A 24,359-nucleotide genomic window follows, 5' to 3' on the forward strand; every position below is an offset into this window, starting at 1 on the left:
TGTAACAGCAGGTTCCTACAGACGCTTAGGCTGAATTATGGGGCATAACGATCAAAATGTTAGATCTCAGGCCCACCCTGCCCCTGTAGGAGCGAGGCTGCTCGCGAAAGCAGTCTGGCATTCACCATTGATGTCGACTGGCACACCGTCTTCGCGAGCAGGCTCGCTCCCACAGGGTTCATCACCGGTCGTAGATCCGTGTTCAGTTCGCGTCGAACGGGTAAGGCTGTTTCCAGCGTTCGAAGATGGGTTTGAGTGTGCCGTTTTTTACCAACAGATCCATGCGCTGATCGAACAATGCCATCAAGGCGCGGGCCTTGGGCGTATTGGCGAAGCACAGGTACAACGGCAATTCAGTGATGTGCGTGCGACGGAACTGGGCAGGATCCTTGGCCCGTTTGACGATGTAATCGATCTCGGTCAGCGCGTCGATGTAAAAATCGGCGCGGTTGTGGGTCAGCATCGACAAAATGCCGGTGCGCCGCACGACCTCGTTGTAGCGCTGCACGCCAGGCAGGTATTTCTGGTACTCGTAGCCGCGAACCCAGGCCAGTCGATAGTTGCCGAGCGTCTGTGGGTTCGGTGCCGGATTACTCGCCAGGCCAAGGGCGTAGATGTGATCGGTATCGTAATTCCAGCGTGGATAAAGCACATCGCCGGCCTCGTCACGGTAAGAGCCGACACAGGCATCCACTTCGCCGCGTTGGGCCAGGCCGACGGCGCGAGTGTAAGGCTCGGTACGCAAGTCGAGCTTGACCCCGGCCGGCTCGAAGATGGCCCGCATCACGTCCCAGCCCAGGCCATGCCCGTCAGCGGCGGTGTAGTCTTCCCATTCTTCGCTGGCCAGATGAATCACGGACGGCGTCGGCGCGGCATCCCCCGCCTGGGCGAGTGAGCATACCATTGCGAAAACCACCGCCAACCAGCGCCGAACCATCCCAGTCCCCTGCTTCGCCCGTCAGGCGAAAATCCTTACCAGCCCTTGCATCGCCAACCACGCAAATACACCGGCCAGCACGTCGTCGAGCATGATCCCGACGCCGCCATGCACATGCCGGTCGATCCAGCGAATCGGCCATGGCTTGAGAATGTCGAAGAAGCGGAACATCAGGAAACCCGCCAGCAACCAGTACCAACCTTCCGGCACCAGCCACAGGGTGATCCACATCCCGACCATTTCGTCCCAGACGATGCCCTCGTGGTCGTGCACGCGCAAATCGTCGGCCACTTTGCCGCACAGCCAGAAGCCGAACAGCATGGTGATACCCAGCATCAGCCAGTAGGCCCAATCGGGCATCATTTGCCACAACGGGATAAAGGGTAGCGCAACTAACGAACCCCACGTGCCCGGTGCCTTTGGCAGGGTCCCCGAGCCGAAGCCGAACGCCAGGAAATGCCAGGGGTTGCGCCAGACCGAGGGCGGTACGAACTCCGCCGGGACCTGTTTGGGATGATCTGTCACGGTGTCTCCCGAAAATGTTGATAGCCCCGGGTTTGCGGGGTGATGTCTTGTCCATCGGCATCCAGCAGCGCCACGCCCTGCCCCGTCACGACACGCCCGACCACATGGATCGGCCAGCCGTTTGCCAGCAATGTCGGCAACTCGACGGACGGTAGGGTGAAGGCGAGTACATAATCGTCGCCGCCGCTGAGGGCTGCGGTTTCGGCAGCGGATTGACCGAGGAAGGTCACTAACGCGGCCGACACGGGCAGCTTACTCCGCTCAAGCTGAATGCCGACCTTCGACGCCAGCGCGATGTGGCCGCAGTCGGCGAGCAGGCCGTCGGAGATGTCCAGCGCCGAGGTGGCTTTGCCACGCAACGCCTGACCCAACGCCAGTTGCGGCTGCGGTGACCAATAATGCGCCAGCAACGGCTCGGCAACGGCTGCATCAGCCGTTCGCTGCCCCAACACCAGAGGCAAAGCCCCGGCTGCGTTGCCCAACTCGCCACCTACGCACAACAAATCGCCAGGCTGCGCGCCGCTGCGGGTCAGCGCCTGACCGGCCGGCACACGACCAAACACAGTCATGGTCAGGCTCAGCGGCCCACGGGTGGTATCGCCGCCCACCAACGCCACGCCGCAGCGTTGCGCCATGAGGTTCAAACCACGGGAGTACGCCTCCAGCCAATCGGCAGTCACCGTCGGCAAGGTCAGGGCAAGGGTAAAGGCAATGGGAGTGGCGCCCATGGCAGCCAGATCGCTGACGGCCACAGCCAGCGAGCGCTGACCGAGCAGAAACGGGTCGCAAGGATCTGCGAAATGCACACCGGCAACGAGTGTGTCGGTGGAAATCGCCAACTGCTCCCCGGGAGGAACAGCCAGCAAGGCGCAGTCATCGCCGATCCCGAGGGCAACGCCTTCGCCGCCTTGCGCACAGGGCGCGGCGGCGAAGAAATTGCGGATCAGCTCAAACTCGCCCATTGGCAGCAAATCAAGCGCCAATCAGCGCTTGAACGCCTTCACTTCAGCTTCACGCAGACGTGGGGCCAGCTTGTCGAGTACACCGTTGACGAACTTGTGGCCGTCGGTGGAACCGAAGACTTTCGCCAGCTCGATACCTTCGTTGATCACAACGCGGTAAGGAACGTCGACGCGCTCCAGCAGTTCCCAGGTGGACAGGCGCAGAACGGCCAGTTCAACCGGGTCCAGCTCGTCGATGGTGATGTCCAGGCAAGGCGTCAGGGCCGCATCGATCTTGTCCTTCTGCGCCGGAACCCCGTGAAGGATTTCGCGGAAGTAGGCACCGTCGACATCACTGAAATCGTTATCGACCCGGAACTGCGCTTCGATCTCGTTCAACGACTGCTTGGCCATGTGCCATTGGTACAGCGCCTGAGTCGCGAGCTGACGGGCTTCGCGACGCTTGACGCTTTTCGATGGCTTGCCGGCATCCGCAGGCTTTGGATCGCGCGGGTTGAAACGATCGCTATCGTCGCTAATCACTTGGCCTCCAACTGCGCCAGCAGGCTGACCATTTCCAGAGCGGACAGGGCAGCTTCGGCACCTTTGTTACCGGCCTTGGTGCCGGAACGTTCGATGGCTTGCTCGATGGAATCAACGGTCAGCACGCCGAACGCGACTGGAACGCCGAACTCCATGGACACCTGGGCCAGACCCTTGGTGCATTCGCCTGCCACGTATTCGAAATGCGGAGTGCCGCCACGAATGACCGCGCCCAGGGCGATGATTGCCGCGTATTCGCCTTTCTGAGCGACTTTCTGCGCAACCAGCGGAATTTCGAAGGCGCCAGGAGCGCGGATGATGGTGATGTCGCTTTCGCTTACGCCGTGGCGAACCAGGGCATCCACTGCACCGCTGACCAGACTTTCAACGACGAAGCTGTTGAAACGGCCCACTACCAAAGCGTAGCGGCCTTTAGGGGCGATGAAGGTACCTTCGATGGTCTTCAGGGTCATTCGTTAGATCTCTTAAAGAGCCGGGACGCGTTTTCTACGCATCCCTCAGTGATTTGTTAGCCGCGAATCAAGGACTGGAAACAACCGGTCATTATTCGGAGGGCACGTATTCTACAACTTCCAGATCGAAACCGGATATCGCATTAAATTTCATTGGCGCACTCATCAGGCGCATTTTGCGTACGCCCAGGTCCCGAAGGATCTGCGAACCGGCACCGACGATGCTGTAGGTGGTCGGTTTTTTCACGGCCGCCTGGTCGGCGGTTTCGCGAATGTGCGCCAGCAACACGTCGCCATCGAGCGGGTGACCGAGCAACAGCACCACACCGCTGCCCGCCTCGGCGACCGCAGCCATGGCGGCGCGCAGGCTCCAGCGGCCCGGTTGCTTGACCATCAGCAGGTCGCGCAGCGGGTCCATGTTGTGCACGCGAACCAGGGTCGGTTCTTCGGCGCAGACAGTGCCCAGGGTCAGAGCCATGTGCACGTCGCCTTCCACGGAGTCACGATAGGTCACCAGGTTGAATTGGCCCAGTTCGCTGTCCAGTGGCTGCTCGGCAATCCGCTGAACGGTACGTTCGTGGATCATCCGGTAGTGAATCAGGTCGGCGATGGTGCCGATCTTGATGTCGTGTTCGGCAGCGAAAGCTTCCAGCTCGGCGCGACGGGACATGGTGCCGTCGTCGTTCATCACTTCGCAGATCACACCGCTCGGCTCGAAACCGGCCATGCGCGCCAGGTCGCAAGCGGCTTCAGTGTGGCCCGCGCGAGCGAGGGTGCCGCCGGCCTGGGCCATCAGCGGGAAGATATGGCCGGGGCTGACGATGTCTTCAGCCTTCGCGTCTTTCGCGGCGGCCGCTTGCACGGTGCGTGCGCGGTCAGCGGCGGAGATACCGGTGGTCACGCCTTCGGCCGCTTCGATCGACACGGTGAATTTGGTGCCGAAGCCGGAACCGTTGCGCGGCGCCATCAATGGCAGCTTCAGCAATTCGCAGCGTTCGCGGCTCATCGGCATGCAGATCAGGCCACGGGCGTGCTTGGCCATGAAGTTGATGTGCTCGGGCTTGCAGCATTCGGCGGCCATGATCAGGTCGCCTTCATTCTCGCGGTCTTCGTCATCCATGAGGATGACCATCTTGCCTTGGCGGATGTCTTCAACCAGTTCTTCGATGCTATTGAGCGCCACAAGGCACCCCCTTTCTTTGAAATTTGAGCTTCAGGATTTGAGGTAGCCGTTTTGGGCCAGAAAGCTTTCGGTAATGTTACTGGAAGTCGGCTCTGCAGCCTTGTCACCCAGCAACAGACGCTCCAGATAACGCGCCAGCAAGTCGACTTCCAGGTTCACCCGGCGACCTGGCTGGTACGACGCCATGATGGTTTCGCTCAGGGTGTGAGGAATGATCGTCAGCATGAATTCGGCGCCATCGACCGCGTTCACGGTCAGGCTGGTGCCGTCGACGGTGATCGAGCCTTTGTGGGCGATGTACTTGGCCAGCTCTTTCGGCGCGCGGATGCGGAATTCCACGGCGCGCGCGTTTTCGGTACGGGCAACCACTTCGCCCACGCCATCGACGTGACCGCTGACCAGATGCCCGCCGAGGCGAGTGGTCGGGGTCAGGGCTTTTTCCAGGTTCACCGGGCTGCCGCTCTTGAGGTCGTTCATGGCGGTGCAGTCGAGGGTTTCGCGGCTGACGTCGGCGGCAAAGCCGTTGCCCGGCAGTTCAACCGCGGTCAGGCACACGCCGTTGACCGCGATGCTGTCGCCCAGCTTGACGTCGCTCAGGTCGAGCTTGCCGGTTTCTACGTGGACCCGCACATCACCGCCCTTTGGGGTCAATGCACGAATACTGCCGATGGATTCGATGATGCCGGTAAACATGAGGTTCTCCTCGAGAACAAAGCCAGCGCTGTAGCGATGGCCGGGAATTATACGCTGGCGGCTGGCGAAGGAATGGCAGTGACCCGCCAGTCATCGCCAACCGCGCGAATTTCGATGATTTTAAGCTCGGGCGCATCCTTCATTTGCGCGAGCGGCCAGTCGAGCAACGGCCGCGCCGAAGAACCAAGGAACTTGCCGGCAATGAAAATCTGGAATTCATCCACCAATCCTTGCTGCGCGAAAGCACCGGCCAGACGCGGCCCGGCTTCGACCAATACCTCGTTGACGTCACGGGCGGCAAGCGCGACCAGCAATTGGCGCAGATCGACCTGACCGTCAACGCCGGGCACGATCAGGCATTCCGGGCCATTGGCGTATTGCTCCTCGACCGCTACGCAGGTGGCGACCAACGCCGGGCCGGCCTTGAAGAACGGCGCATTCAGCGGCACCCGCAGGCGACCATCGACCAGTACACGCAGCGGCGGACGGCTCATGGCCAACGCGGTTTGCTCCGCATCCAGGCCTAATTCATCAGCGCGCACGGTCAACCGGGCGTTGTCCGCCAGCACCGTGTCGGCGCCGGTCAGCACGACGCCGGCCTGGGCACGCAGGCGCTGCACCGCCGAACGCGCGGCAGGGCCGGTGATCCATTGGCTTTCGCCACTTTCCATCGCGGTGCGACCGTCCAGGCTCATGGCCAACTTGACCCGCACGAACGGCAAGCCGTGTTCCATGCGCTTGAGGAACCCTTGATTGAGCTTGCGCGCCTCGCCTTCCAGCACACCACTTTCGGTGGCAATCCCGGCCTGGGCCAGGCGTTGCAGACCGCGACCGGCGACTTCCGGGTTCGGGTCCTGCATCGCCGCAACCACCCGGGCGACCCCGGCATTCACCAGCGCATCGGCACAGGGCGGCGTGCGGCCGTGGTGGCTGCACGGCTCAAGGGTCACATAGGCAGTGGCGCCACGGGCCTTGTCGCCAGCGGCGCGCAGGGCATGGACTTCGGCATGCGGCTCGCCGGCGCGCACGTGCCAGCCTTCGCCGACAATCTGTCCGTCCCGCACAATCACGCAGCCCACCCGAGGGTTGGGGTGCGTCGTGTAATGCCCCTTGCGCGCCAGTTCCAGCGCGCGGGCCATGTAATGAGCGTCGAGGATGGCGTGTTCGGCGGGCGTATTCATTCTTTCACCGGCTCACGGGCCAGGCGATCGATCTCTTCGCGGAACTCGTTGAGGTCCTGGAAGCGGCGATACACGGAGGCGAAGCGGATATAGGCGACTTCGTCGAGCTTCTGCAGCTCGGCCATCACCAGTTCACCGACCACGAGGGATTTGACCTCGCGCTCGCCGGTGGCGCGCAGTTTGTGTTTGATGTGTACCAGCGACGATTCGAGGCGCTCGACACTCACCGGGCGCTTCTCCAGCGCTCGCTGCATGCCGGCACGCAGTTTTTCTTCGTCGAAGGGCTGACGGCTGCCGTCGGTTTTGATCAGGCGCGGCAACACCAGTTCGGCAGTCTCGAACGTCGTGAAACGCTCGCCGCAGGCCAGGCATTCACGCCGGCGGCGCACCTGTTCGCCCTCGGCGACCAGACGCGAGTCGATGACCTTGGTGTCGTTGGCACCGCAGAAGGGACAGTGCATGGTGGCAGGCAACAAAAAAAGGGAGGGCCATGGTAGCGCATCCCGGTGGCAAGACAAGCCATAGGGTTTACGGTATACAGACGCCTATAGTGCTTGATCCATGGATTTCACCTTGCTGGAGCCGTAAATGTCCTTAAGACCGCTCGTTTTGCTCAGTCTTTTCAGCCTGCTGGTGGCCTGCAGCAGCGATGCGCCCAAGCCCCAGCCGCCGACGCCCGGGCCCGCCCCGCAGGCTGCGCAGAAAAAAGCCCAGGAGTCGGCCAATCTTGGGCCGCTGCCCGCGTACCAGCGTGAATTGAGCGGCACCTTGCAAGGCGTGCCGGCCGGCGCCGAGGTCGAACTGGCGCTGCTGGTGATCGACGAAAAGGATCGCCCGCAACAATTGCTCGCCAGTTCCACCTTGATCGGCACCAATCAACTGCTGCCGTTTCACCTGCGCTTCAACCCGGAATCGTTCCCGACCGGTGCCCGCGTTGAACTGCGCGGCCGCGCCAGCCAGTCCGGCCAACTGATTCTGCATCTGCCGTCGCAGGTCATTTCCCAGCCCACCACGCAGGCCATGGGTCAGCTGCAATTCGTCAAAGCGCCATGATTGCACCGCTCGACCTGCAACAGGCCTTGGGTGAACTGCTCGGTGATGCGCAGCTTGTGCCTGTGGCATTGCCCGATACCGAGCTGAAACTCTGGCTGATCGACGGCGACAACATGGACCGAGCGTTCAGCCCCGAAGAAACCCGGCGGATTCTGCATGAACCGCCCTACTGGAGTTTCTGCTGGGCCAGTGGTCTGGCGGTGGCGCGTTATCTCGCCGAATTCCCGGAGTGGGTCAAAGGCAAACGAGTGCTGGATTTCGGTGCCGGTTCGGGTGTGGCGGGGATTGCCGCCGTGAAGGCCGGCGCGCTGGAAGTGGTGGCCTGTGACCTCGACCCGCTGGCGATTGCCTCATGCCGGGCGAATGCCGAACTCAATGACGTACAGCTCAATTACTCGACCGACTTTTTCGCCGAGGCCGACCGGTTTGACCTGATCCTGGTCGCCGACGTGCTCTACGACCGGGCGAACCTGCCGCTGCTCGATGAGTTTTTGACCCGTGGTAAAGAGGCGTTGGTGGCGGATTCGCGGGTCCGGGATTTTCGCCATCCGTTGTACCAGCGCATTGAAATGCTCGAAGCGATGACCTTGCCGGACCTGGCTGAGCCTGAAGAGTTTCGGCATGTGAGCCTTTACCATGCGCGGCGCAGCTAAAAGCTTCGCGAGCAGGCTCGCTCCCACACAGAATCTGCATCACACCCAAAACCTCTGTGGGAGCGAGCCTGCTCGCGAAGGCGTCCTGTCAGACAACACGTCTCTGACCACCACCCCGCTTTCAGCCGTACCCTGCCAAGCCGTATAGTTGCCCCATTCACGCTTCCAAGAGATCCCCCATGAGTCAGGAAACGCCGTACATCTTCGACGCCACGACTGCTGATTTCGACCAGTCGGTGATCGAGAACTCTTTCCACAAACCGGTGCTCGTGGATTTCTGGGCCGAATGGTGTGCGCCCTGCAAAGTGCTGATGCCATTGCTGCAGACCATTGCCGAGAGTTATCAGGGCGAATTGCTGCTGGCCAAGGTCAACTGCGACCTGGAGCAAGACATCGTCGCCCGTTTCGGCATTCGCAGCCTGCCAACCGTGGTGCTGTTCAAGGACGGTCAACCGGTCGACGGCTTTGCCGGTGCGCAACCGGAATCCGCCGTGCGGGCGATGCTTGAACCTCACGTTCAAATGCCGCCACCGGCAGCAGCCGACCCGTTCGAGCAGGCTCAGGCGCTGTTTGACGAAAGCCGCTTTGCCGACGCCGAAGCCGTGCTCACAGTGCTGCTGGGCGAAGACAACACCAACGCCAAGGCGCTGATCCTCTATGCCCGTTGCCTCACCGAGCGCGGTGAGTTGGGTGAAGCGCAAACCGTGCTCGACGCAGTCAAGAGCGATGAACACAAAGCGGCGCTGGCCGGCGCCAAGGCGCAGATCCAGTTTCTCGGTCAGGCCAAGGATTTGCCGGATGCGGCAGACCTGAAAGCGCGTCTGGCCAAAGACCCGCAGGACGATGAAGCGGTGTATCAACTGGCGATTCAGCAACTGGCTCGCCAGCAATACGACGCGGCGCTGGATGCGTTGCTCAAGCTGTTCATCCGCAATCGCAGCTACAGCGAAGGCTTGCCGCACAAGACCTTGCTGCAGGTGTTCGAACTGTTGGGCAATGATCATCCGCTGGTGACCACGTACCGTCGCAAGCTGTTTGCTGCACTGTACTGATCGTGACCTGTAGGAGCCGGCTTGCTGGCGATGAACGATGACGCGGTTCACCTGATGAAACGCAGCGTCTGCATCGCCAGCAAGCCGGCTCCTACAACCAGCGGTACATCGGCGTATCCGCGCCGCTTTCCACCTTCACATCCGGGCAATGGCGCAACCGCACCAACAGGCGTTTGCCCGACGCCGCGCTGCCGGTCAGCCCTTCCAGCTGATCGAGCAAATCCGGCCCGCTCAATTGCCCGGCCTGGCGCAGCAGGTCCTTGGCGATCTGCCACAGCGCCTCATCCTGAGTCACCGGTTTGGCCGGGGCGACACTGGCCTCGGGCTTGCTTACCTGCAACTGCGCGCCGAGCTTCGCCCAGTCGCCGTCATCCATCTCCAGCGTCAAATCCACCGGCCAGTCGCCGATGCTTCCGCGAATTCGCAACATAAGTCCGCTCCTGCACATTTCTGACCTGCATGCTCCCATGGGACTTGTGCAACGCCAAGTAGCCGGTCAAACTCCCCGCACTTACGTTATAAGATTACATAACAAACTCTTCACTTTACTTTCCGGAGACCCCCCATGCGTCGTCTGCTGCTCGCTTTGCCGTTTGCCTTGTTGCCGTTGGCCGTCGCCCACGCCGCCGATGAACATGATCATGAGCACGGCAGTCTCGGCGCCCACGAACATGGCGTCGGCCGCTTGAACGCAGCACTGGACGGCCAGACCCTGGAGCTGGAACTGGAAAGCCCGGCGATGAACCTGGTGGGTTTCGAACACGCGGCCACCACGGATGCCGACAAAGCCAAGGTCGCCGCCGTCCGTGCGCAGCTGGAGAAACCGCTGGCGCTGTTTAACCTGCCGAAAGCCGCCGGTTGCGTGGTTGCCATGCAGGAACTGGAAAGCCCGCTGTTCGGTGACAAGCCGGACGCCGACGATGATCACGATGCAGATGCCAAGGACGAACATCACCACGACCACAGCGAAATCCACGCGCACTATCAATTCACCTGCGCAGCTCCCGGCGCCCTGAAAACCCTGGACCTGGCTACCCTCTTCAACACGTTCCCGGCCACCCAGAAAATTCAGGTACAACTGATCGGCCCGAGCGGGCAGCAAGGTGTTGAAGTGACCGCCAAGGCCGCGGCCCTGAAATTCTGAAATCACCCTATTCCTGTAGGAGCCGGCTTGCTGGCGATCGCCACGCCGCGGTCTGTCAATGAAACCGCGTTATCGTTTATCGCCAGCAAGCCGGCTCCTACACAGGTCCAACATTTGTGAAATCGGCGCCATGACCCAAGCACTCATCGAACTGTCCGACCTGGGCTTCAGCTGGCCCGGTCACCCGCCGTTGCTGGACATCCCGGCGTTTCGCCTGGAGCCTGGCGAAACCCTGTTCCTCAAAGGCCCGAGCGGCAGTGGCAAAACCACTCTGCTGGGCCTGCTCGGTGGCGTGCAGAAACCTGATCGCGGCAGCATTCGCCTGCTCGGCCAGGAATTGACCGAACTCGGTGCCGGCGCCCGCGACCGCTTCCGCGTCGACCACACCGGTTACATCTTCCAGCAATTCAATTTGCTGCCATTCCTGTCGGTGCGCGAGAACGTCGAACTGCCCTGCCACTTCTCCAAACTGCGCGCCGAACGGGCGAAACAGCGCCACGGCAGCGTCGATCAGGCCGCGGCCACCCTCCTCGCCCATTTGGGTTTGAAGGATGAAAGCATCCTCAGCCGCCGCGCCGACTCGCTGTCCATCGGTCAGCAACAACGCGTGGCCGCAGCACGAGCGCTGATCGGCCAGCCGGAACTGGTCATCGCCGATGAGCCGACGTCGGCGCTGGACTACGACGCCCGGGAAAACTTCATTCGCCTGTTGTTCGCCGAATGCCGAGAAGCCGGGTCGAGCCTGTTGTTTGTCAGCCATGACCAGAGCCTCGCGCCGCTGTTCGATCGCAACCTGTCGCTGGCCGAACTCAATCGCGCCGCCACCCCGTCCGAGGTCTGAGATGTATTTGTTTCGTCTAGCCATGGCCAGTCTGGCTAACCGGCGCTTCACCGCGATTCTCACCGCGTTCGCCATCGCCCTGTCGGTGTGCCTGCTGTTGGCGGTCGAGCGCGTGCGCACCGAAGCCAAAGCCAGTTTCGCCAGCACCATCAGCGGCACCGACCTGATCGTTGGCGCGCGTTCGGGTTCGGTGAACCTGCTGCTGTATTCCGTGTTCCGGATCGGCAACGCCACCAACAACATTCGCTGGGACAGCTTCGAACACTTCGCCAACAACCCGAAAGTGAAGTGGGCGATTCCGATGTCCCTCGGCGATTCCCATCGCGGTTACCGGGTGATGGGCACCACCGAGGCCTACTTCGAGCATTACCAGTACGGCCACCAGCAACACCTGGAACTGGCCGACGGCCGCGCCTTCGCTACCGATCCGTTTGAAGTGGTGCTCGGTGCGGAAGTCGCCGATGCGCTGCACTACAAACTCGGCGACAAACTGGTGCTGTCCCACGGCGTGGCGGTGATCAGCCTGGTCAAGCACGACGACAAACCGTTTACCGTGGTCGGCATTCTCAAGCGCACCGGCACCCCGGTGGACCGCACGTTGCACATCAGCCTCGGCGGCATGGAAGCGATTCACATCGACTGGCACAACGGCGTGCCGGCCCGAGGTGAAGGCCGGATCAGCGCCGATCAGGCGCGCAACATGGACCTCACGCCGCAAGCGATCACGGCATTCATGCTCGGCCTCAACAGCAAGATTTCGACGTTTGCGGTGCAACGCGAGATCAACGAATTCCGCGGTGAGCCGATGCTGGCGATCCTCCCCGGCGTGGCGCTGCAAGAGTTGTGGAGCCTGATGAGCACGGCGGAAAAAGCCTTGTTTGTGGTCTCGCTGTTCGTGGTGCTGACCGGGTTGATCGGCATGCTCACGGCGATTCTCACCAGCCTGAATGAACGCCGACGCGAGATGGCAATTCTGCGCTCGGTGGGCGCCCGACCGTGGCACATCGCGACCTTGCTGGTGCTGGAGGCATTTGCGTTGGCGCTGTCCGGGGTGATCGCCGGCGTGGCGTTGCTGTATGTGTGCATCGCCGCCGCCCAGGGTTACGTGCAAGCCAATTACGGCTTGTACCTGCCGCTGGCGTGGCCGAGCGAGTATGAATGGACGCTGCTCGGTGGCATCCTGATCGCCGCTTTGCTGATGGGCAGCGTGCCGGCCTGGCGCGCGTATCGCCAATCGTTGGCCGATGGCCTGTCGATCCGACTATGAGGACGTTGAACATGCCCCGCGCCGTACTCGCGCTGCTGATGCTGGTCGCCCTGCCCCTGTGGGCGGCCGAGCCGAAAGACCTGACCTGGTCAGAAATGATCCCGCCGGACGCCGCGCCGGAAGTGCCGAACATGACGCCCCTGCATGACTTGTCGCAGATGAGCAGCACCCTGGCGGCCGAGTCGGCGCCTGCCGCCAAACAGGACATGCCGAATGCACCGGTGGTGAAGAGTCTGGATGGCCAGAACATTCGCCTGCCGGGCTATATCGTGCCGCTGGAAGTGAGTGAAGACGGACGGACCACGGATTTTCTGCTGGTGCCGTACTTCGGCGCCTGCATCCACGTACCGCCACCGCCGTCGAACCAGATCGTGCATGTTAAAAGCGAAGTCGGCGTGAAGCTGGATGAGCTGTATCAGCCGTACTGGATCGAGGGGGCGATGCAGGTCAAGGCCTCGACCAGCGAGCTGGCGGATGCCGGGTATCAGATGGAGGCGGACAAGATTTATGTGTATGAATTGCCGGAGTGAATCCGGCAGTTCTGTGTCGTCCATCAGATAGCTTTCGCGAGCAGGCTCGCTCCCACAGGGATCACCTAAATCCTGTAGGAGTGAGCCTGCTCGCGATGGGGCCCTCAAACCCACCCCAAAAACCAACCCCATCACAGTTTCATTGAGCTGAATCAAAAGACCGTATCAGAGCGCTTTGTACCATTGGACATCGAAAATTTTTAACGTCCTCTGGAGCCCTCCATGCACAAGTCCTTGCTCAGCGCCTCGCTGTTTGCCTTAGCGCTCACAGCCCCGCTCGCCCACGCCTTCGAGGCCGGCGACATCCTCATTCGTGCCGGTGCCATCACCGTTAACCCGAAAGCCGACAGCTCCAGCGTCAAGGTCGACCAAGGCCCGCTGGCCGGTACCAACCTGGGCGGCAAAGCCACCATGGACAGCGACACGCAGTTGGGCCTGAACTTTGCCTACATGATTGACCCACACTGGGGTATCGAGCTGCTGGCGGCCACCCCGTTCGAACATGATGTGAAACTCAAAGGCACTGCCTTGGGTTCAGCGGCCAACGGTAAACTCGGCACCCTGAAACACCTGCCGCCGACCTTGAGCGTCGTGTACTACCCGCTGGACTCGAAATCCGATTTCCAGCCGTACCTCGGCGCCGGTATCAACTACACCGTGATTTATGACGAACACGTCGGCAGCGAAGCGCAGGCCAAGGGTTTCAGCAATTTCGAAGCTGAAAATTCGTGGGGCCTGGCGTTTCAGGTCGGTGCTGACTACATGATCACTGACAACATCTTGATCAACGCCCAGGTGCGCTACATCGACATCGACACCCGCGCAACGGTCGAAAACGACTCGCTGGCGCCTGGCACACGTGCCAAGGTCAATGTCGACGTGGACCCGTTCATTTACATGGTTGGCCTGGGTTACAAGTTCTAAGAAAGTCTTTGTGGCGAGGGAGCTTGCTCCCTCGCCACAAGTACTACACCGGCAACAAAAAAGGCGCCTCAACAGGCGCCTTTTTTGTGGCTGTAAAAAACTCAGCGTCCCAGCAGCCGTGCCAAGCCAACACTCATCGGTGTCTGCTCGCGGAAGCTGAAGCGCTGCAGCAAACGCTGGTTGTTCGCCCGGGAATGGCGGATATCGCCAGAACGCGCCGGGCTGTAGCTGATCGGCGGCAACTCGCCCACCACCGCTTCCAGTGCCAGCAGCATTTGCTTGAGGCTGGTCGCCTGGTTCCAGCCGACATTCACTGCGCCGACTTCAACCTGTGGTTTTTCGATGGCTTGCACCAGCAGGTCCACCAGATCTTCGACATAGACGAAGTCGCGCGTTTGCTCGCCATCGCCGAACACGGTGATCGGCAGGCCTTTGTGTGCCCGCTCGCTGAAAATGCTGATCACCCCGGAATACGGCGAGGACGGGTCCTGACGCGGGCCGAAGATGTTGAAGAAGCGGAAAATCACCGGTTCCAGTGCATGCTGGCGCCGATAGAAATCGAAGTAGTACTCGCTCGCCAGTTTGTCCGACGCATACGGCGTCAGCGGTGCTTTAGCGGTGTCTTCATCGATCGATTCACCTTCGCCATTGTTGCCGTAAACCGCCGCACTGGAGGCAAACAGCACACGCTTGACGCCAGCCTGGCGCATGGCTTCGCAGACATTCAGCGAACTGATGAAGTTGCTCTGGTGAGTCTTCACCGGATCATCCACCGAGGCCTGTACCGACGCCACCGCAGCCAGGTGCGCCACAGCGCTGCAACCGAGCATCGCCTGAGCCACCAGCGCAGCATCGGCGACGTCGCCGACGATCAATTCAAGCTTGGGGTTATCCAGCGGCAGGTTGCTGCGTTTGCCGGTGGACAGGTCATCGAGAATGCGCACCGAATGACCCTTGGCGAGCAAGGCGTCGGTCAGGTGCGAGCCGATGAAACCGGCGCCGCCGGTGATTAAAACGGGTCCGTCAGCCATGGCGATAAAACCTGTCCAGTAAGCCCGGGAGTGCCGCGCGCCAGGCGCGAGGCTTGATCCCGAAGGTGTGCAAAATTTTCTTGCAGGCCAGCACCGCGTGTTGCGGCTCTTCGGCGGCATCCGCGCGCGCGGCGTGCGCCTGGGCGGTCGGTGCCTCGATGGCCAGCGGATGCAGGCTGCGTGCTTCGGTCAGGATGGCCTGCCCCAGCGCCAGCGGCGTGGTCGCCTCATGCCCGGCGTAATGATAGGTGCCCCACAGCGGCGCTGCACAATCGAGTTGCTTGAGCACCGAGATGATCACCCGTGCCGCATCGTCGACCGGGGTCGGGTTGCCCCGGCGGTCGTCGGCCAGCAGCAGTTCGTCGGGTGTTTCGGCCCGAGCAAGGAAACGCCCGAGCGAGCCGTCAGGGCTGTCATCGAGCAGCCAGCCGAAACGTAGCAAGACGTGCTGCGGGCAGGTCGCGCGAACACTTTGTTCGATGCGCCACAGCGCCTGACCGCGCAGGCCCAGTGGCACCGGCTCATCTTTTTCGCTGTAGGCGGTGGCACGGGAGCCATCGAACACGCGATAGCTCGAGGGCTGCAGCAAAACGATGTTGTGATGCTGGCACAGTTCGGCCAGACGCTCGACTGCACGCTCCTGCCCGGCCAGACGTTGCTCGCTGACCGCTTCCGCCTGAAACCAGTCGAAGTAGTAGGCGAGGTTGATCAGCGCGTCCGGACGGGTGTCGTCGAGCAGTTGCGTCAGGCTCGCGGCATCCCAGCCGTCTTGCGGGGGGCGGGGGGCGAGGAAACCGATGTCTTCCTCCGCACCGAGGCGAATCAGCGCCTGCCCAAGGGCATTTCCGCCGCCCAGTAACATAAGGCGCATTCGCATAGAGTCAGCAGGCCCAGTCTGATTGGAACGATGGCTGTATCGGCACGGCCCGCGGGCAATGCCGTTGATAGTTGCCGGAATCGTTGCATTTTGCGGGTTTAGTGCGCAACCGTCATCCGTAAAGTGTAGATCCCCGGGATTTGTGGTGCGGCTATGGGCCCCTTCGCGAGCAGGCTCGCTCCCACAGGGGATTCGTGTTGATGCACCGATCCACTGTGGGAGCGAGCCTGCTCGCGAAGGGGCCAGAGGGGTCAATATAGATCCCGAGCGGTACTTGCAACTTGCCCATCCCACCCGCATAAATCACTTCATGAATCTGCCAATCCCCACGGACAGCGCCCTGGCAGGCTTCCACCCCGCCGTCAGCGCCTGGTTCAGCAGCACCTTCCCGACGGTCACCGCCGCCCAGGCCCAGGCGTGGCCGTTGATTCGTCAGCGCCACTCGACCCTGATCGCCGCGCCCACCGGGTCCGGTAAAACCCTTACCGCTTTCCTCGCCGTCATCGACGACCTGGTTCACCGCGGTCTGGAAACCGACGACGGGCTACCGGACGAAACCCTGGTGGTCTATGTCTCGCCGCTCAAGGCCTTGTCCAACGACATCCAGATCAACCTGCAAAACCCGCTGGCCGGAATTACCGGGCAATTACGGGCGATGGGCCTGCCCCAATTGCAGATCAACACCGCCGTGCGCACCGGCGACACTCCGCAGAAAGACCGCTCGGCCATGCGCAAGACCGCGCCGCACATTCTGGTGACCACCCCGGAATCGCTTTACGTGCTGCTCGGCTCCGATTCCGGGAGGCAGATGCTCGGCACCACACGCACGGTCATCGTCGATGAAATCCACGCCATCGCCGCCAGCAAACGCGGCAGCCATCTGGCCCTGAGCCTTGAACGGCTGCAGGCGTTGTGCGCGGAACCGCTGGTGCGCATCGGCCTGTCCGCCACGCAAAAACCCATCGAAGCGGTGTCGCGCTTTCTGGTCGGCCGCGACCGTCCTTGCGCCATCGTCGACATCGGCCACGCCCGCCCACGGGACCTGGGCATCGAAGTACCGCCCGTGCCGTTGTCGGCGGTGATGGCCAATGACGTCTGGGAATTGGTCTACGATCGCCTCGCCGCCCTCGCCCGCGAGCACCGGACCACGCTGATTTTCGTCAACACCCGGCGCCTCGCCGAACGCTTGAGTCGGCATCTGAGCGAACGCCTCGGCAAGGACGCGGTCGCCGCGCACCACGGCAGCCTGGCCAAAGAGTTTCGCCTGGACGCCGAACAAAGGCTCAAGCGCGGTGATCTGCAAGTGCTGATCGCCACCGCTTCGCTGGAGTTGGGCATCGACATTGGCGATGTCGACCTGGTGTGCCAAATCGCCTCGCCGCGCACGATTTCCGGGTTTCTGCAAAGAGTGGGTCGCTCCGGGCACCAGGTCGGCGGTACGCCCAAGGGCCGCTTGTTCGCCACCACCCGCGACGACCTGATCGAATGCGCCGCGCTGCTTGATTGCGTGCGGCGCGGCGAACTCGACACGTTGCAGATTCCCACCGCGCCGCTGGACGTGCTCGCACAGCAAATCATCGCCGAAGTGAGTTGCCAGGAATGGCCGGAACAGGCGCTACTGGAGACGTTCCGCAAAGCGTCGCCGTATGCCGGGCTCGACGAAAAACACTATCAGGCGCTGCTGCACATGCTCGCCGAGGGTTACAACGGGCGCCAGGGCATCCGCAGCGCGTACCTGCACCGCGACGCCGTGACCCGCACCCTGCGCGGTCGCCGGGGCGCCAAGCTGACCGCCGTCACCAGTGGCGGGACGATTCCGGACAACGCCGACTACAGCGTGTTGCTGGAACCCCAAGGGCTGAACATCGGCAGCGTCAACGAAGACTTCGCGGTGGAAAGCATCGCCGGGGACGTGTTCCAGCTGGGCAACACCTCTTATCGAATCCTGCGGGTCGACACCGGCAAGGTCCGGGTCGAAGACGCTCAGGGCCAACCGCCGACCATTCCGTTCTGGCTCGGCGAAGCGCCGGGACGCAGCGCTGAATTGTCATCTGCCGTCGCGCGCTTGCAAGCACACCTCGACGAACTGCTCGGCGCCACACCGGGCAACCTGCAACCGGCCCTCGACTGGCTGACCGACACCCTCGGCCTGAACCTCGCCAGCGCCGAGCAACTGACGGATTACCTCGCTCGTGCGCGCCTGACCCTTGGCGCCCTGCCGTCACAAGACACGCTGCTGATGGAACGGTTTTTCGACGAGTCCGGCGGCACGCAACTGATCATCCACACCCCGTTCGGCAGCCGCATCAATCGCGCTTGGGGACTGGCCCTGCGCAAGCGTTTCTGCCGCACGTTCAACTTCGAATTGCAGGCCGCCGCCAGCGAAGACGCCATCGTGCTGTCGCTGTCCACCAGCCACAGTTTTGAACTCGACGACGTCTGGCGTTACCTGCACAGCAACAGCGCCGAGCACATCCTGATTCAAGCGGTGCTCGACGCGCCGCTGTTCGGCGTGCGCTGGCGCTGGAATACCGGAGTCGCCCTGGCCCTGCCGCGCTACAGCGGCGGACGCAAAGTGGCGCCGCAGATCCAGCGGATGAAGAGTGAAGACCTGATCGCCAGCGTCTTTCCGGATCAGATTGCCTGCGTGGAAAACCTCGCCGGCGAGCGTGAAATCCCCGACCATCCGCTGGTGGAACAGACCCTCGACGATTGCCTGCACGAGGCGATGGACAGCGAAGGCTGGCTGGCGCTGTTGCGGCGCATGGAACGTGGCGACGTGCGGCTGATCAGTCGCGACTTGCCGGCGCCCTCCCCGCTGGCAGCGGAAATCCTCAGCGCCCGGCCCTACACCTTTCTCGACGACGCGCCGCTGGAAGAGCGCCGCACGCAAGCCGTGCTCAACCGGCGCTGGACCGACCCACAGTCCACCGACGACCTCGGCGCGCTGGATGCCGAGGCGATTCAAGCGGTACGCGATGAGGCCTGGCCGACACCCACCGGCGTCGATGAAATGCACGAGGCGTTGATGAGTCTTGCGTGCATCACCGATGCCGAGGCGCAGGCCAATGCGCACTGGCTCGACTGGCTTAACGCCCTGGCCGACAGCGGTCGCGCCAGCCGCTTGCAGATCAATGCCGGGCAATCGCTGTGGCTGGCCCTGGAGCGGCTGACTTGTTGGCAGGCAATTCATCCACAGGTCATTTTGTTGCCGGCACTGCAAGCGTTGCCCGGTTTTGATGAGATTTGGGCGCCAGAAGAAGCCATCGTTGAAGTCATTCGCGCTCGGCTCAGTGCATTCGGGCCATTGCCACTCACAGCGATTGCCGAACCGCTTGGATTGGCGGCCAATCGCGTCACCCAGGCCTTGGCGCAACTGGAACGCGAAGGTTACGTATTGCGCGGCCAGTTCACGCCGGGCGCGGGCGATGAGCAATGGTGCGAGCGGCATCTGCTGGCGCGCATTCACCGCTACACCGTCAAGCGGTTGCGCCGGGAAATCGAGCCGGTGGCGCTGCAGGATTTCATGCGTTTCCTGTTCGACTGGCAGCACTTGTCGGCGGCGACTCAGGGCCAGGGCAGCGCGGTTTTGCCGGCGATCATCAGTCAGTTCGAAGGCTACCCCGCCGCCGCATCGGCGTGGGACAGCGACATCCTGCCGGCGCGGATCAAAGACTTTTCGCCGGGTTGGCTGGACGATCTGTGCCGCAGCGGCAAACTGGTCTGGACCCGTCTGACCGCTCACAACAAAAGCGCCAGCACCGCGCTGCGCAGCACGCCGATTCTGCTGCTGCCGCGCAGTCAGGTCGGCTTATGGAGCGGCTTGACCGAGCAGACAGCGGTCAGCGATCTGTCGCCCAAAACACAAAAGGTTCACGAGGCGCTCAGCCAGCACGGCGCGCTGTTTTTCGATGAGCTGATTCACGAAGCTCATCTGTTGCGCGCAGAACTGGAAATCGCCTTGCAAGAACTGGTCGGCGCCGGGCTGGTGAATGCCGACAGCTTCGCCGGCTTACGGGCGCTGATCACCCCGGCCAGCAAACGCCAGAATCGCAGCAGTCGACGCGGGCGCGGAGCGTTTGTCGGAGGTATGGACGATGCCGGGCGCTGGGCCTTGTTACGTCGCGGGCCGGCCGCGCCGGTTGTGGATAACCCACGTCCGGCGCCCACGCCTGTCGACACACTGGAACACATCGCCATGACGTTGCTGCGACGCTACGGCGTGGTGTTCTGGCGTTTGCTGGAACGGGAGGCGGATTGGCTGCCGAGCTGGCGCGAATTGCTGCGCACCTTTCATCGGCTGGAGGCGCGGGGCGAGATACGTGGCGGGCGGTTTGTCAGTGGCTTGGCCGGTGAACAGTTTGCGTTGCCCGAGGCGATTCCGTTGTTGCGCGAAGTACGTCGACGGCCGCATGACGGGAGTTTGATTGCGGTGTGCGGGGTTGATCCGCTGAACCTGGCCGGGACGCTGTTGCCGGGGGCAAAGGTGCCGGCGTTGGCGAGTAATCGGCTGGTGTACCGCGACGGATTGCCGGCGGCGGCGGAGATTGCCGGCAAGCCGCATTTTTGGCTGGAGCTGGATCAGGTATCGAGTGCTGAATTGCATAGCAAATTGATCCGGCATTGAGGGTATCTGCACCGGCCTCTTCGCGAGCAGGCTCGCTCCCACAGGGGATCTCTGTCGTTCACAAATTCTGTGTTCACTGGAGATTCAATGTGGGAGCGAGCCTGCTCGCGAAGGTGCCATCAGCCTCACCACAAATCACTGGGTTCTAAGCTGATCCGGCAGCAACACCGCCGAATGCTCCTGCGCCAACTCGCCCTCACCATCCACCTGCCGCTTCGGCATAAAAACCTGCTGTGGATAAGTCTGCGCGAAATGCACCCACGGGCTGTTATCCACAAGCTTTTTCAAACGCTGGTTAAACGCCCGGCTCACCGCATATTGTCCCCCCGACACGGTACGGAACTGGGCCGTCAGCACCACGCCGTTAAGGTCCATTTTGTCGACGCCGAATACGTCGAGCGGCCCTTGCAGGTTGTACTTGAGAAACGGGTCGTCGCTGATCGAATGCCCGGCCTCGCGGATCAGCTCGATCGCCTTGTCGACGTCGGTATCGTAGGTGAACTGCACCGAGAAGAACGCATAGGCAAACTGCCGGGACTGGTTGGTTACTGCCTTGATCTGGCCGAACGGCACCGAGTGCACAAAACCCTTGCCGTCACGCAGGCGCAGGGTGCGGATGGTCAGGCCCTCGACCGTGCCGGCATGCCCGGAATCGAGCACCACCCAATCACCAATCGACAAGGTGTCTTCGATGATGATGAACAGCCCGGTGATGACGTCCTGCACCAGTTGCTGGGAGCCGAAACCGATGGCCAGCCCCACCACCCCGGCACCGGCCAGGAACGGCGCGACATTGATCCCCAGGTTGGCCATGGTGGTGATCGCACAGATCACCACCAGGAGGATTTTGATCGCATTGCGCAGCAGCGGCAGGATGGTTTTCACCCGCGTACTCGGCTGGCGTGCGGAGCGTTTGTTGACCGGCGGTTTCAGGGCTTCCTGAATCGCCGTGTCGAGCACCACCCAGACCATCCAGGTCACCAGGAAGATCAGGCCGATGCGGCTCAGCGAGTCACTGATCGCGCGCCCGACCGTGTTGCTCATCGCGAATTCCAGGAGTGACACACCCCAGATACGCCCCAGGATGTCGATGAACACAATCGCCATGCCGATCCGCAGCAAGGCATGTGACAGGCTCAGGAAACGCTCTTTATAAGCATTGCTGCGACGCGCCGCTTGCTCGCTGCGGGTCTTGAACACGTGATGCAACGTGGTGCTGAGAAACACCGTGGCGATCAACAACACGGTGGTGAACAGTGCGCTGCGCAGCACCTGCTGATTGTCATCGCTGATGCTGATCAGGTTCATGACCGAGACCATCACCATCAACAGAATCGGCCAATACCAAAGCCCCGAAAAAATTCGCAGCGTCTCGCGCAATGCCGGCTGCTTGAGGCGTTGGGCGAGCGGCAGAATGCGGATCAGATGCGCGACCGGGCGGCGCATCTTGATCACCAGCAGACCAAAGGAAATCGAAGCCCCCAACCCGGTAAATACCGCGATACTGCTGGTCAGGTTGTTACCCAATTGGTGGGCGATCTGCGGGCTGGTCAAGGCATCGCTGAGAGCGACGAGAAAGCCGATGCCAAACAGTGGGCGCGGGGTGTAATTACGAAGGATCTGCACCGCCCGGCGCTTATGCCCGGTGTTGAACAGGACCACCAATGTGAGCACCAGCGAGGCGGCGAAAATGCCGCTGCTGGTGGCGTAGGCGAAACACAAGGCCAGCGCCCGACCGGCGGACACCGGCAGGTAGTGACTGACAAAAATCGTCAACGGCAGGCTGATAAGCGCCGGCAGGCTGAACGGCAATACATACCCGAGCACGGCCTGGCCGCGTTCACGGGTGAGCAGCAAGCGGTGTTGGCTCAGTCGTGTGGCGAGCATCCCGCCGAGCAGCCAGAGCATCGCAAAGACGCTCATCCATACACCGGACAAAATCAGGAAATCCCCCGCCACACTCCAGCTGGAACGCGCCGAGGGACGATTGACCAATTGATCCACTTCGTCCGCCGCACGGTCGGCGCGCAGACGCCAGGCGTCGACCAGGTCTTCGTTGAGATCGAGTTTGCTCTCGACCTGATCGATGCTCGAACTGATCGCCCCGAGCAAACCACCCTGGACCAACGGTTCCGGGTGAGCCGGTGGCGTCGCGGCGGTGCTGGTCGCAGGCAGGCCCGGCAGCGTCGCGGCGTGCAGCCCGAGGCTGCAAGTGAACAGAAGTAGCGCCAGCGAAATCGCAGTCTTGAACTTGAGCAAAACGGGAAGCTCCGTCGAAAAGTCTGTAAGAAACTGATCTGAAAATAGCGGGCAAGTTCGGTTTTGGCCGCGGGATAAGGACTACGCGATTCCTTGTGGGAGCAAGCTAGCTCCCACAAATAACTGTATAGCACTGTCGATATTTGACCTTAACGCAAATATCAAATGCTCCTCCCTGTATTTTTCCGCACGACCGCAACCCCGACACTGCGCTCCATTCACTCAAACCCACCGGAGTTGCAGTCATGCCCATTGCCTTGCTCGCGCTGACCCTCAGCGCCTTCGCCATCGGGACGACCGAGTTCGTCATCGTTGGCCTGTTACCCACCATCGGCGCCGACCTTGGCGTCAGCCTGCCGTCCGCTGGCCTGCTGGTCAGCCTCTACGCCCTGGGCGTGGCCATCGGCGCCCCGGTGCTGACCGCCCTGACCGGCAAAGTCCCGCGCAAAATGCTGCTGTTGTCGCTGATGGTGCTGTTTACCCTCGGCAACCTGCTGGCCTGGCAAGCACCGAGCTACGAGTCGCTGATCATTGCGCGGATCGTCACCGGGCTGGCCCACGGGGTGTTTTTCTCGATTGGCTCGACCATCGCCACCAGTCTGGTGCCCAAGGAAAAAGCCGCCAGTGCGATCGCCATCATGTTCACTGGCCTGACTGTGGCATTGGTCACCGGCGTACCGTTGGGGACGTTCATTGGCCAGCATTTCGGCTGGCGTGAAACTTTCCTCGCGGTGTCGGCCTTGGGTGTGATCGCCTTCATCGGCAGCCTGATCTACGTGCCGAAAAACATCGCCCACAGCAAACCCGCTTCGCTGTTGCAACAATTGCAGGTGCTCAAGCAACCGCGCCTGTTGCTGGTGTACGCCATGACGGCGGTCGGCTACGGCGGTTCGTTCATCGCGTTTACCTTCCTGGCGCCGATTCTTCAGGACATTTCCGGCTTCAGCGCCGGCACGGTCAGCCTGGTGTTGCTGGTCTACGGCGTTTCGGTGGCGGTGGGGAACATCTGGGGCGGCAAACTGGCGGACAAACGTGGTCCGATCAGCGCGCTGAAAATCATCTTCGCCTTGCTCGCCGCCGTACTGTTCGTGTTGACGTTTACCGCCGGTAATCCATGGCTGGCGTTGGCTACGGTGCTGGTCTGGGGCGCCGTCGCCTTCGGCAACGTACCGGGCCTGCAAGTGTATGTGGTGCGTCAGGCTGAACATCACACGCCACAGGCAGTAGACGTGGCGTCTGGACTGAACATTGCGGCGTTCAACCTCGGTATTGCCGGTGGCGCGTGGGGTGGTGGGTTGATCGTTGCGCACATGGGGTTGATTCATACCGCGTGGATCGGTGGTCTGGTGGTGTTGGTGGCATTGGCGCTGACGGAGTGGAGCGGTCGGCTTGATCGGTTGGGGCCGGTGTATCAAGGCTCAACCCGAATCGTCGCAGGACATTGATTAACCTGACCCCTGTGGGAGCGAGCTTGCTCGCGATAGCGGTGGGTCAGTCGCCGAATATGTTGACTGACACTCCGTCTTCGCGAGCAGGCTCGCTCCCACATTTGATTTGTGTGAGGCCGTACCGTCTGTAGCCCTGTCGAAACTTTCTCGCCCGCCCGGCAGTCATCCAAAGACAGG

Annotated in this window: 23 protein-coding genes; 10 read left to right on the forward strand and 13 right to left on the reverse strand. The window is 61.9% G+C overall.

Features of this window, described 5'->3' with window-relative positions:
* Nucleotides 1-202: 202 nt before the first annotated feature.
* From AC07N8_RS08040 to nrdR, 9 genes are all read right to left on the reverse strand, one after another.
* Nucleotides 203-937, reverse strand: a complete 735-nt coding sequence (locus AC07N8_RS08040) for a substrate-binding periplasmic protein (protein WP_493142991.1) — start codon at nucleotides 935-937, stop codon at nucleotides 203-205.
* A 21-nt stretch (nucleotides 938-958) separates the two neighbouring features.
* The gene (locus AC07N8_RS08045; RefSeq protein WP_123433385.1) at nucleotides 959-1,462 is read right to left on the reverse strand and encodes a phosphatidylglycerophosphatase A family protein; all 504 of its coding nucleotides are present in this window, start codon (nucleotides 1,460-1,462) and stop codon (nucleotides 959-961) included.
* Nucleotides 1,459-2,424, reverse strand: coding sequence for a thiamine-phosphate kinase (thiL, locus tag AC07N8_RS08050; protein WP_483843546.1), 966 nt, complete (start codon nucleotides 2,422-2,424; stop codon nucleotides 1,459-1,461). Before thiL ends, AC07N8_RS08045 begins: the two co-directional genes overlap by 4 nt.
* Before the next feature lie 21 nt (nucleotides 2,425-2,445).
* Nucleotides 2,446-2,946, reverse strand: coding sequence for a transcription antitermination factor NusB (gene nusB / locus AC07N8_RS08055; RefSeq protein ID WP_123433383.1), 501 nt, complete (start codon nucleotides 2,944-2,946; stop codon nucleotides 2,446-2,448).
* The gene (gene ribH / locus AC07N8_RS08060; RefSeq protein ID WP_003185938.1) at nucleotides 2,943-3,419 is read right to left on the reverse strand and encodes a 6,7-dimethyl-8-ribityllumazine synthase; all 477 of its coding nucleotides are present in this window, start codon (nucleotides 3,417-3,419) and stop codon (nucleotides 2,943-2,945) included. The genes nusB and ribH overlap by 4 nt, the downstream gene beginning before the upstream one ends.
* 91 nt (nucleotides 3,420-3,510) lie before the next feature.
* Entirely contained in the window at nucleotides 3,511-4,602 is a 1,092-nt protein-coding gene (gene ribBA / locus AC07N8_RS08065; RefSeq protein ID WP_007944233.1) for a bifunctional 3,4-dihydroxy-2-butanone-4-phosphate synthase/GTP cyclohydrolase II, read from the reverse strand.
* 30 nt (nucleotides 4,603-4,632) lie between these two features.
* Nucleotides 4,633-5,295, reverse strand: coding sequence for a riboflavin synthase (locus tag AC07N8_RS08070; protein WP_483843545.1), 663 nt, complete (start codon nucleotides 5,293-5,295; stop codon nucleotides 4,633-4,635).
* 47 nt (nucleotides 5,296-5,342) lie between these two features.
* Nucleotides 5,343-6,476, reverse strand: a complete 1,134-nt coding sequence (ribD, locus tag AC07N8_RS08075; protein ID WP_493142994.1) for a bifunctional diaminohydroxyphosphoribosylaminopyrimidine deaminase/5-amino-6-(5-phosphoribosylamino)uracil reductase RibD — start codon at nucleotides 6,474-6,476, stop codon at nucleotides 5,343-5,345.
* Nucleotides 6,473-6,937 (reverse strand): transcriptional regulator NrdR, encoded by a 465-nt coding sequence (gene nrdR, locus AC07N8_RS08080; RefSeq protein WP_003228656.1) that lies wholly within the window; start codon nucleotides 6,935-6,937, stop codon nucleotides 6,473-6,475. Before nrdR ends, ribD begins: the two co-directional genes overlap by 4 nt.
* A gap of 127 nt (nucleotides 6,938-7,064) precedes the next feature.
* Here nrdR and AC07N8_RS08085 point away from each other — a divergent pair, with 127 nt between their 5' ends.
* The 3 genes from AC07N8_RS08085 to trxA all read left to right on the forward strand — a co-directional run bounded on the left by AC07N8_RS08085 (nucleotide 7,065) and on the right by trxA (nucleotide 9,234).
* Nucleotides 7,065-7,529 (forward strand): YbaY family lipoprotein, encoded by a 465-nt coding sequence (locus AC07N8_RS08085; protein ID WP_483843543.1) that lies wholly within the window; start codon nucleotides 7,065-7,067, stop codon nucleotides 7,527-7,529.
* Nucleotides 7,526-8,182 (forward strand): class I SAM-dependent methyltransferase, encoded by a 657-nt coding sequence (locus AC07N8_RS08090; protein ID WP_493142995.1) that lies wholly within the window; start codon nucleotides 7,526-7,528, stop codon nucleotides 8,180-8,182. The genes AC07N8_RS08085 and AC07N8_RS08090 overlap by 4 nt, the downstream gene beginning before the upstream one ends.
* A 179-nt stretch (nucleotides 8,183-8,361) precedes the next feature.
* On the forward strand, nucleotides 8,362-9,234 hold the full coding sequence (trxA, locus tag AC07N8_RS08095) for a thioredoxin (protein ID WP_483843541.1): 873 nt from the start codon (nucleotides 8,362-8,364) through the stop codon (nucleotides 9,232-9,234).
* A 91-nt stretch (nucleotides 9,235-9,325) separates the two neighbouring features.
* On the opposite strand, the gene AC07N8_RS08100 is transcribed toward trxA, so the two are convergent.
* A complete protein-coding gene (locus tag AC07N8_RS08100) occupies nucleotides 9,326-9,664 on the reverse strand; it encodes a hypothetical protein (RefSeq protein WP_493142996.1) in 339 nt (112 codons plus the stop codon).
* 135 nt (nucleotides 9,665-9,799) lie between these two features.
* Here AC07N8_RS08100 and AC07N8_RS08105 point away from each other — a divergent pair, with 135 nt between their 5' ends.
* The 5 genes from AC07N8_RS08105 (at nucleotide 9,800) to AC07N8_RS08125 (ending at nucleotide 13,940) form a co-directional block, all read left to right on the forward strand.
* Nucleotides 9,800-10,378 carry a DUF2796 domain-containing protein gene (locus AC07N8_RS08105; protein ID WP_483843539.1) on the forward strand — a complete coding sequence of 193 codons (579 nt, stop codon included), beginning with the start codon at nucleotides 9,800-9,802 and terminating at the stop codon, nucleotides 10,376-10,378.
* 130 nt (nucleotides 10,379-10,508) lie between these two features.
* Nucleotides 10,509-11,219 carry an ABC transporter ATP-binding protein gene (locus tag AC07N8_RS08110; protein ID WP_027924348.1) on the forward strand — a complete coding sequence of 237 codons (711 nt, stop codon included), beginning with the start codon at nucleotides 10,509-10,511 and terminating at the stop codon, nucleotides 11,217-11,219.
* 1 nt (nucleotide 11,220) lies between these two features.
* Nucleotides 11,221-12,486 carry an ABC transporter permease gene (locus tag AC07N8_RS08115; protein ID WP_483843538.1) on the forward strand — a complete coding sequence of 422 codons (1,266 nt, stop codon included), beginning with the start codon at nucleotides 11,221-11,223 and terminating at the stop codon, nucleotides 12,484-12,486.
* Between the two features lie 11 nt (nucleotides 12,487-12,497).
* Entirely contained in the window at nucleotides 12,498-13,016 is a 519-nt protein-coding gene (locus AC07N8_RS08120; RefSeq protein WP_027924350.1) for a DUF3299 domain-containing protein, read from the forward strand.
* A 222-nt stretch (nucleotides 13,017-13,238) separates the two neighbouring features.
* A complete protein-coding gene (locus tag AC07N8_RS08125) occupies nucleotides 13,239-13,940 on the forward strand; it encodes an OmpW/AlkL family protein (RefSeq protein ID WP_483843537.1) in 702 nt (233 codons plus the stop codon).
* Between the two features lie 101 nt (nucleotides 13,941-14,041).
* On the opposite strand, the gene AC07N8_RS08130 is transcribed toward AC07N8_RS08125, so the two are convergent.
* Both AC07N8_RS08130 and AC07N8_RS08135 read right to left on the reverse strand, forming a co-directional pair.
* Nucleotides 14,042-14,971, reverse strand: coding sequence for an NAD-dependent epimerase/dehydratase family protein (locus AC07N8_RS08130; protein WP_493142999.1), 930 nt, complete (start codon nucleotides 14,969-14,971; stop codon nucleotides 14,042-14,044).
* The gene (locus AC07N8_RS08135; RefSeq protein WP_483843535.1) at nucleotides 14,964-15,848 is read right to left on the reverse strand and encodes a sugar nucleotide-binding protein; all 885 of its coding nucleotides are present in this window, start codon (nucleotides 15,846-15,848) and stop codon (nucleotides 14,964-14,966) included. Before AC07N8_RS08135 ends, AC07N8_RS08130 begins: the two co-directional genes overlap by 8 nt.
* A gap of 310 nt (nucleotides 15,849-16,158) precedes the next feature.
* Here AC07N8_RS08135 and AC07N8_RS08140 point away from each other — a divergent pair, with 310 nt between their 5' ends.
* Nucleotides 16,159-20,475 carry an Lhr family helicase gene (locus AC07N8_RS08140; RefSeq protein ID WP_493143002.1) on the forward strand — a complete coding sequence of 1,439 codons (4,317 nt, stop codon included), beginning with the start codon at nucleotides 16,159-16,161 and terminating at the stop codon, nucleotides 20,473-20,475.
* Between the two features lie 135 nt (nucleotides 20,476-20,610).
* Here AC07N8_RS08140 and AC07N8_RS08145 read toward each other — a convergent pair whose 3' ends face one another.
* Nucleotides 20,611-22,734, reverse strand: a complete 2,124-nt coding sequence (locus AC07N8_RS08145; RefSeq protein ID WP_493143003.1) for a mechanosensitive ion channel family protein — start codon at nucleotides 22,732-22,734, stop codon at nucleotides 20,611-20,613.
* A gap of 245 nt (nucleotides 22,735-22,979) precedes the next feature.
* Between AC07N8_RS08145 and AC07N8_RS08150 the strand changes: the two genes are divergently transcribed.
* Entirely contained in the window at nucleotides 22,980-24,179 is a 1,200-nt protein-coding gene (locus AC07N8_RS08150) for an MFS transporter (RefSeq protein ID WP_493143005.1), read from the forward strand.
* Nucleotides 24,180-24,359 lie beyond the last annotated feature (180 nt).

The organism is Pseudomonas sp. GW821-FHT10C09 (assembly GCF_059415465.1).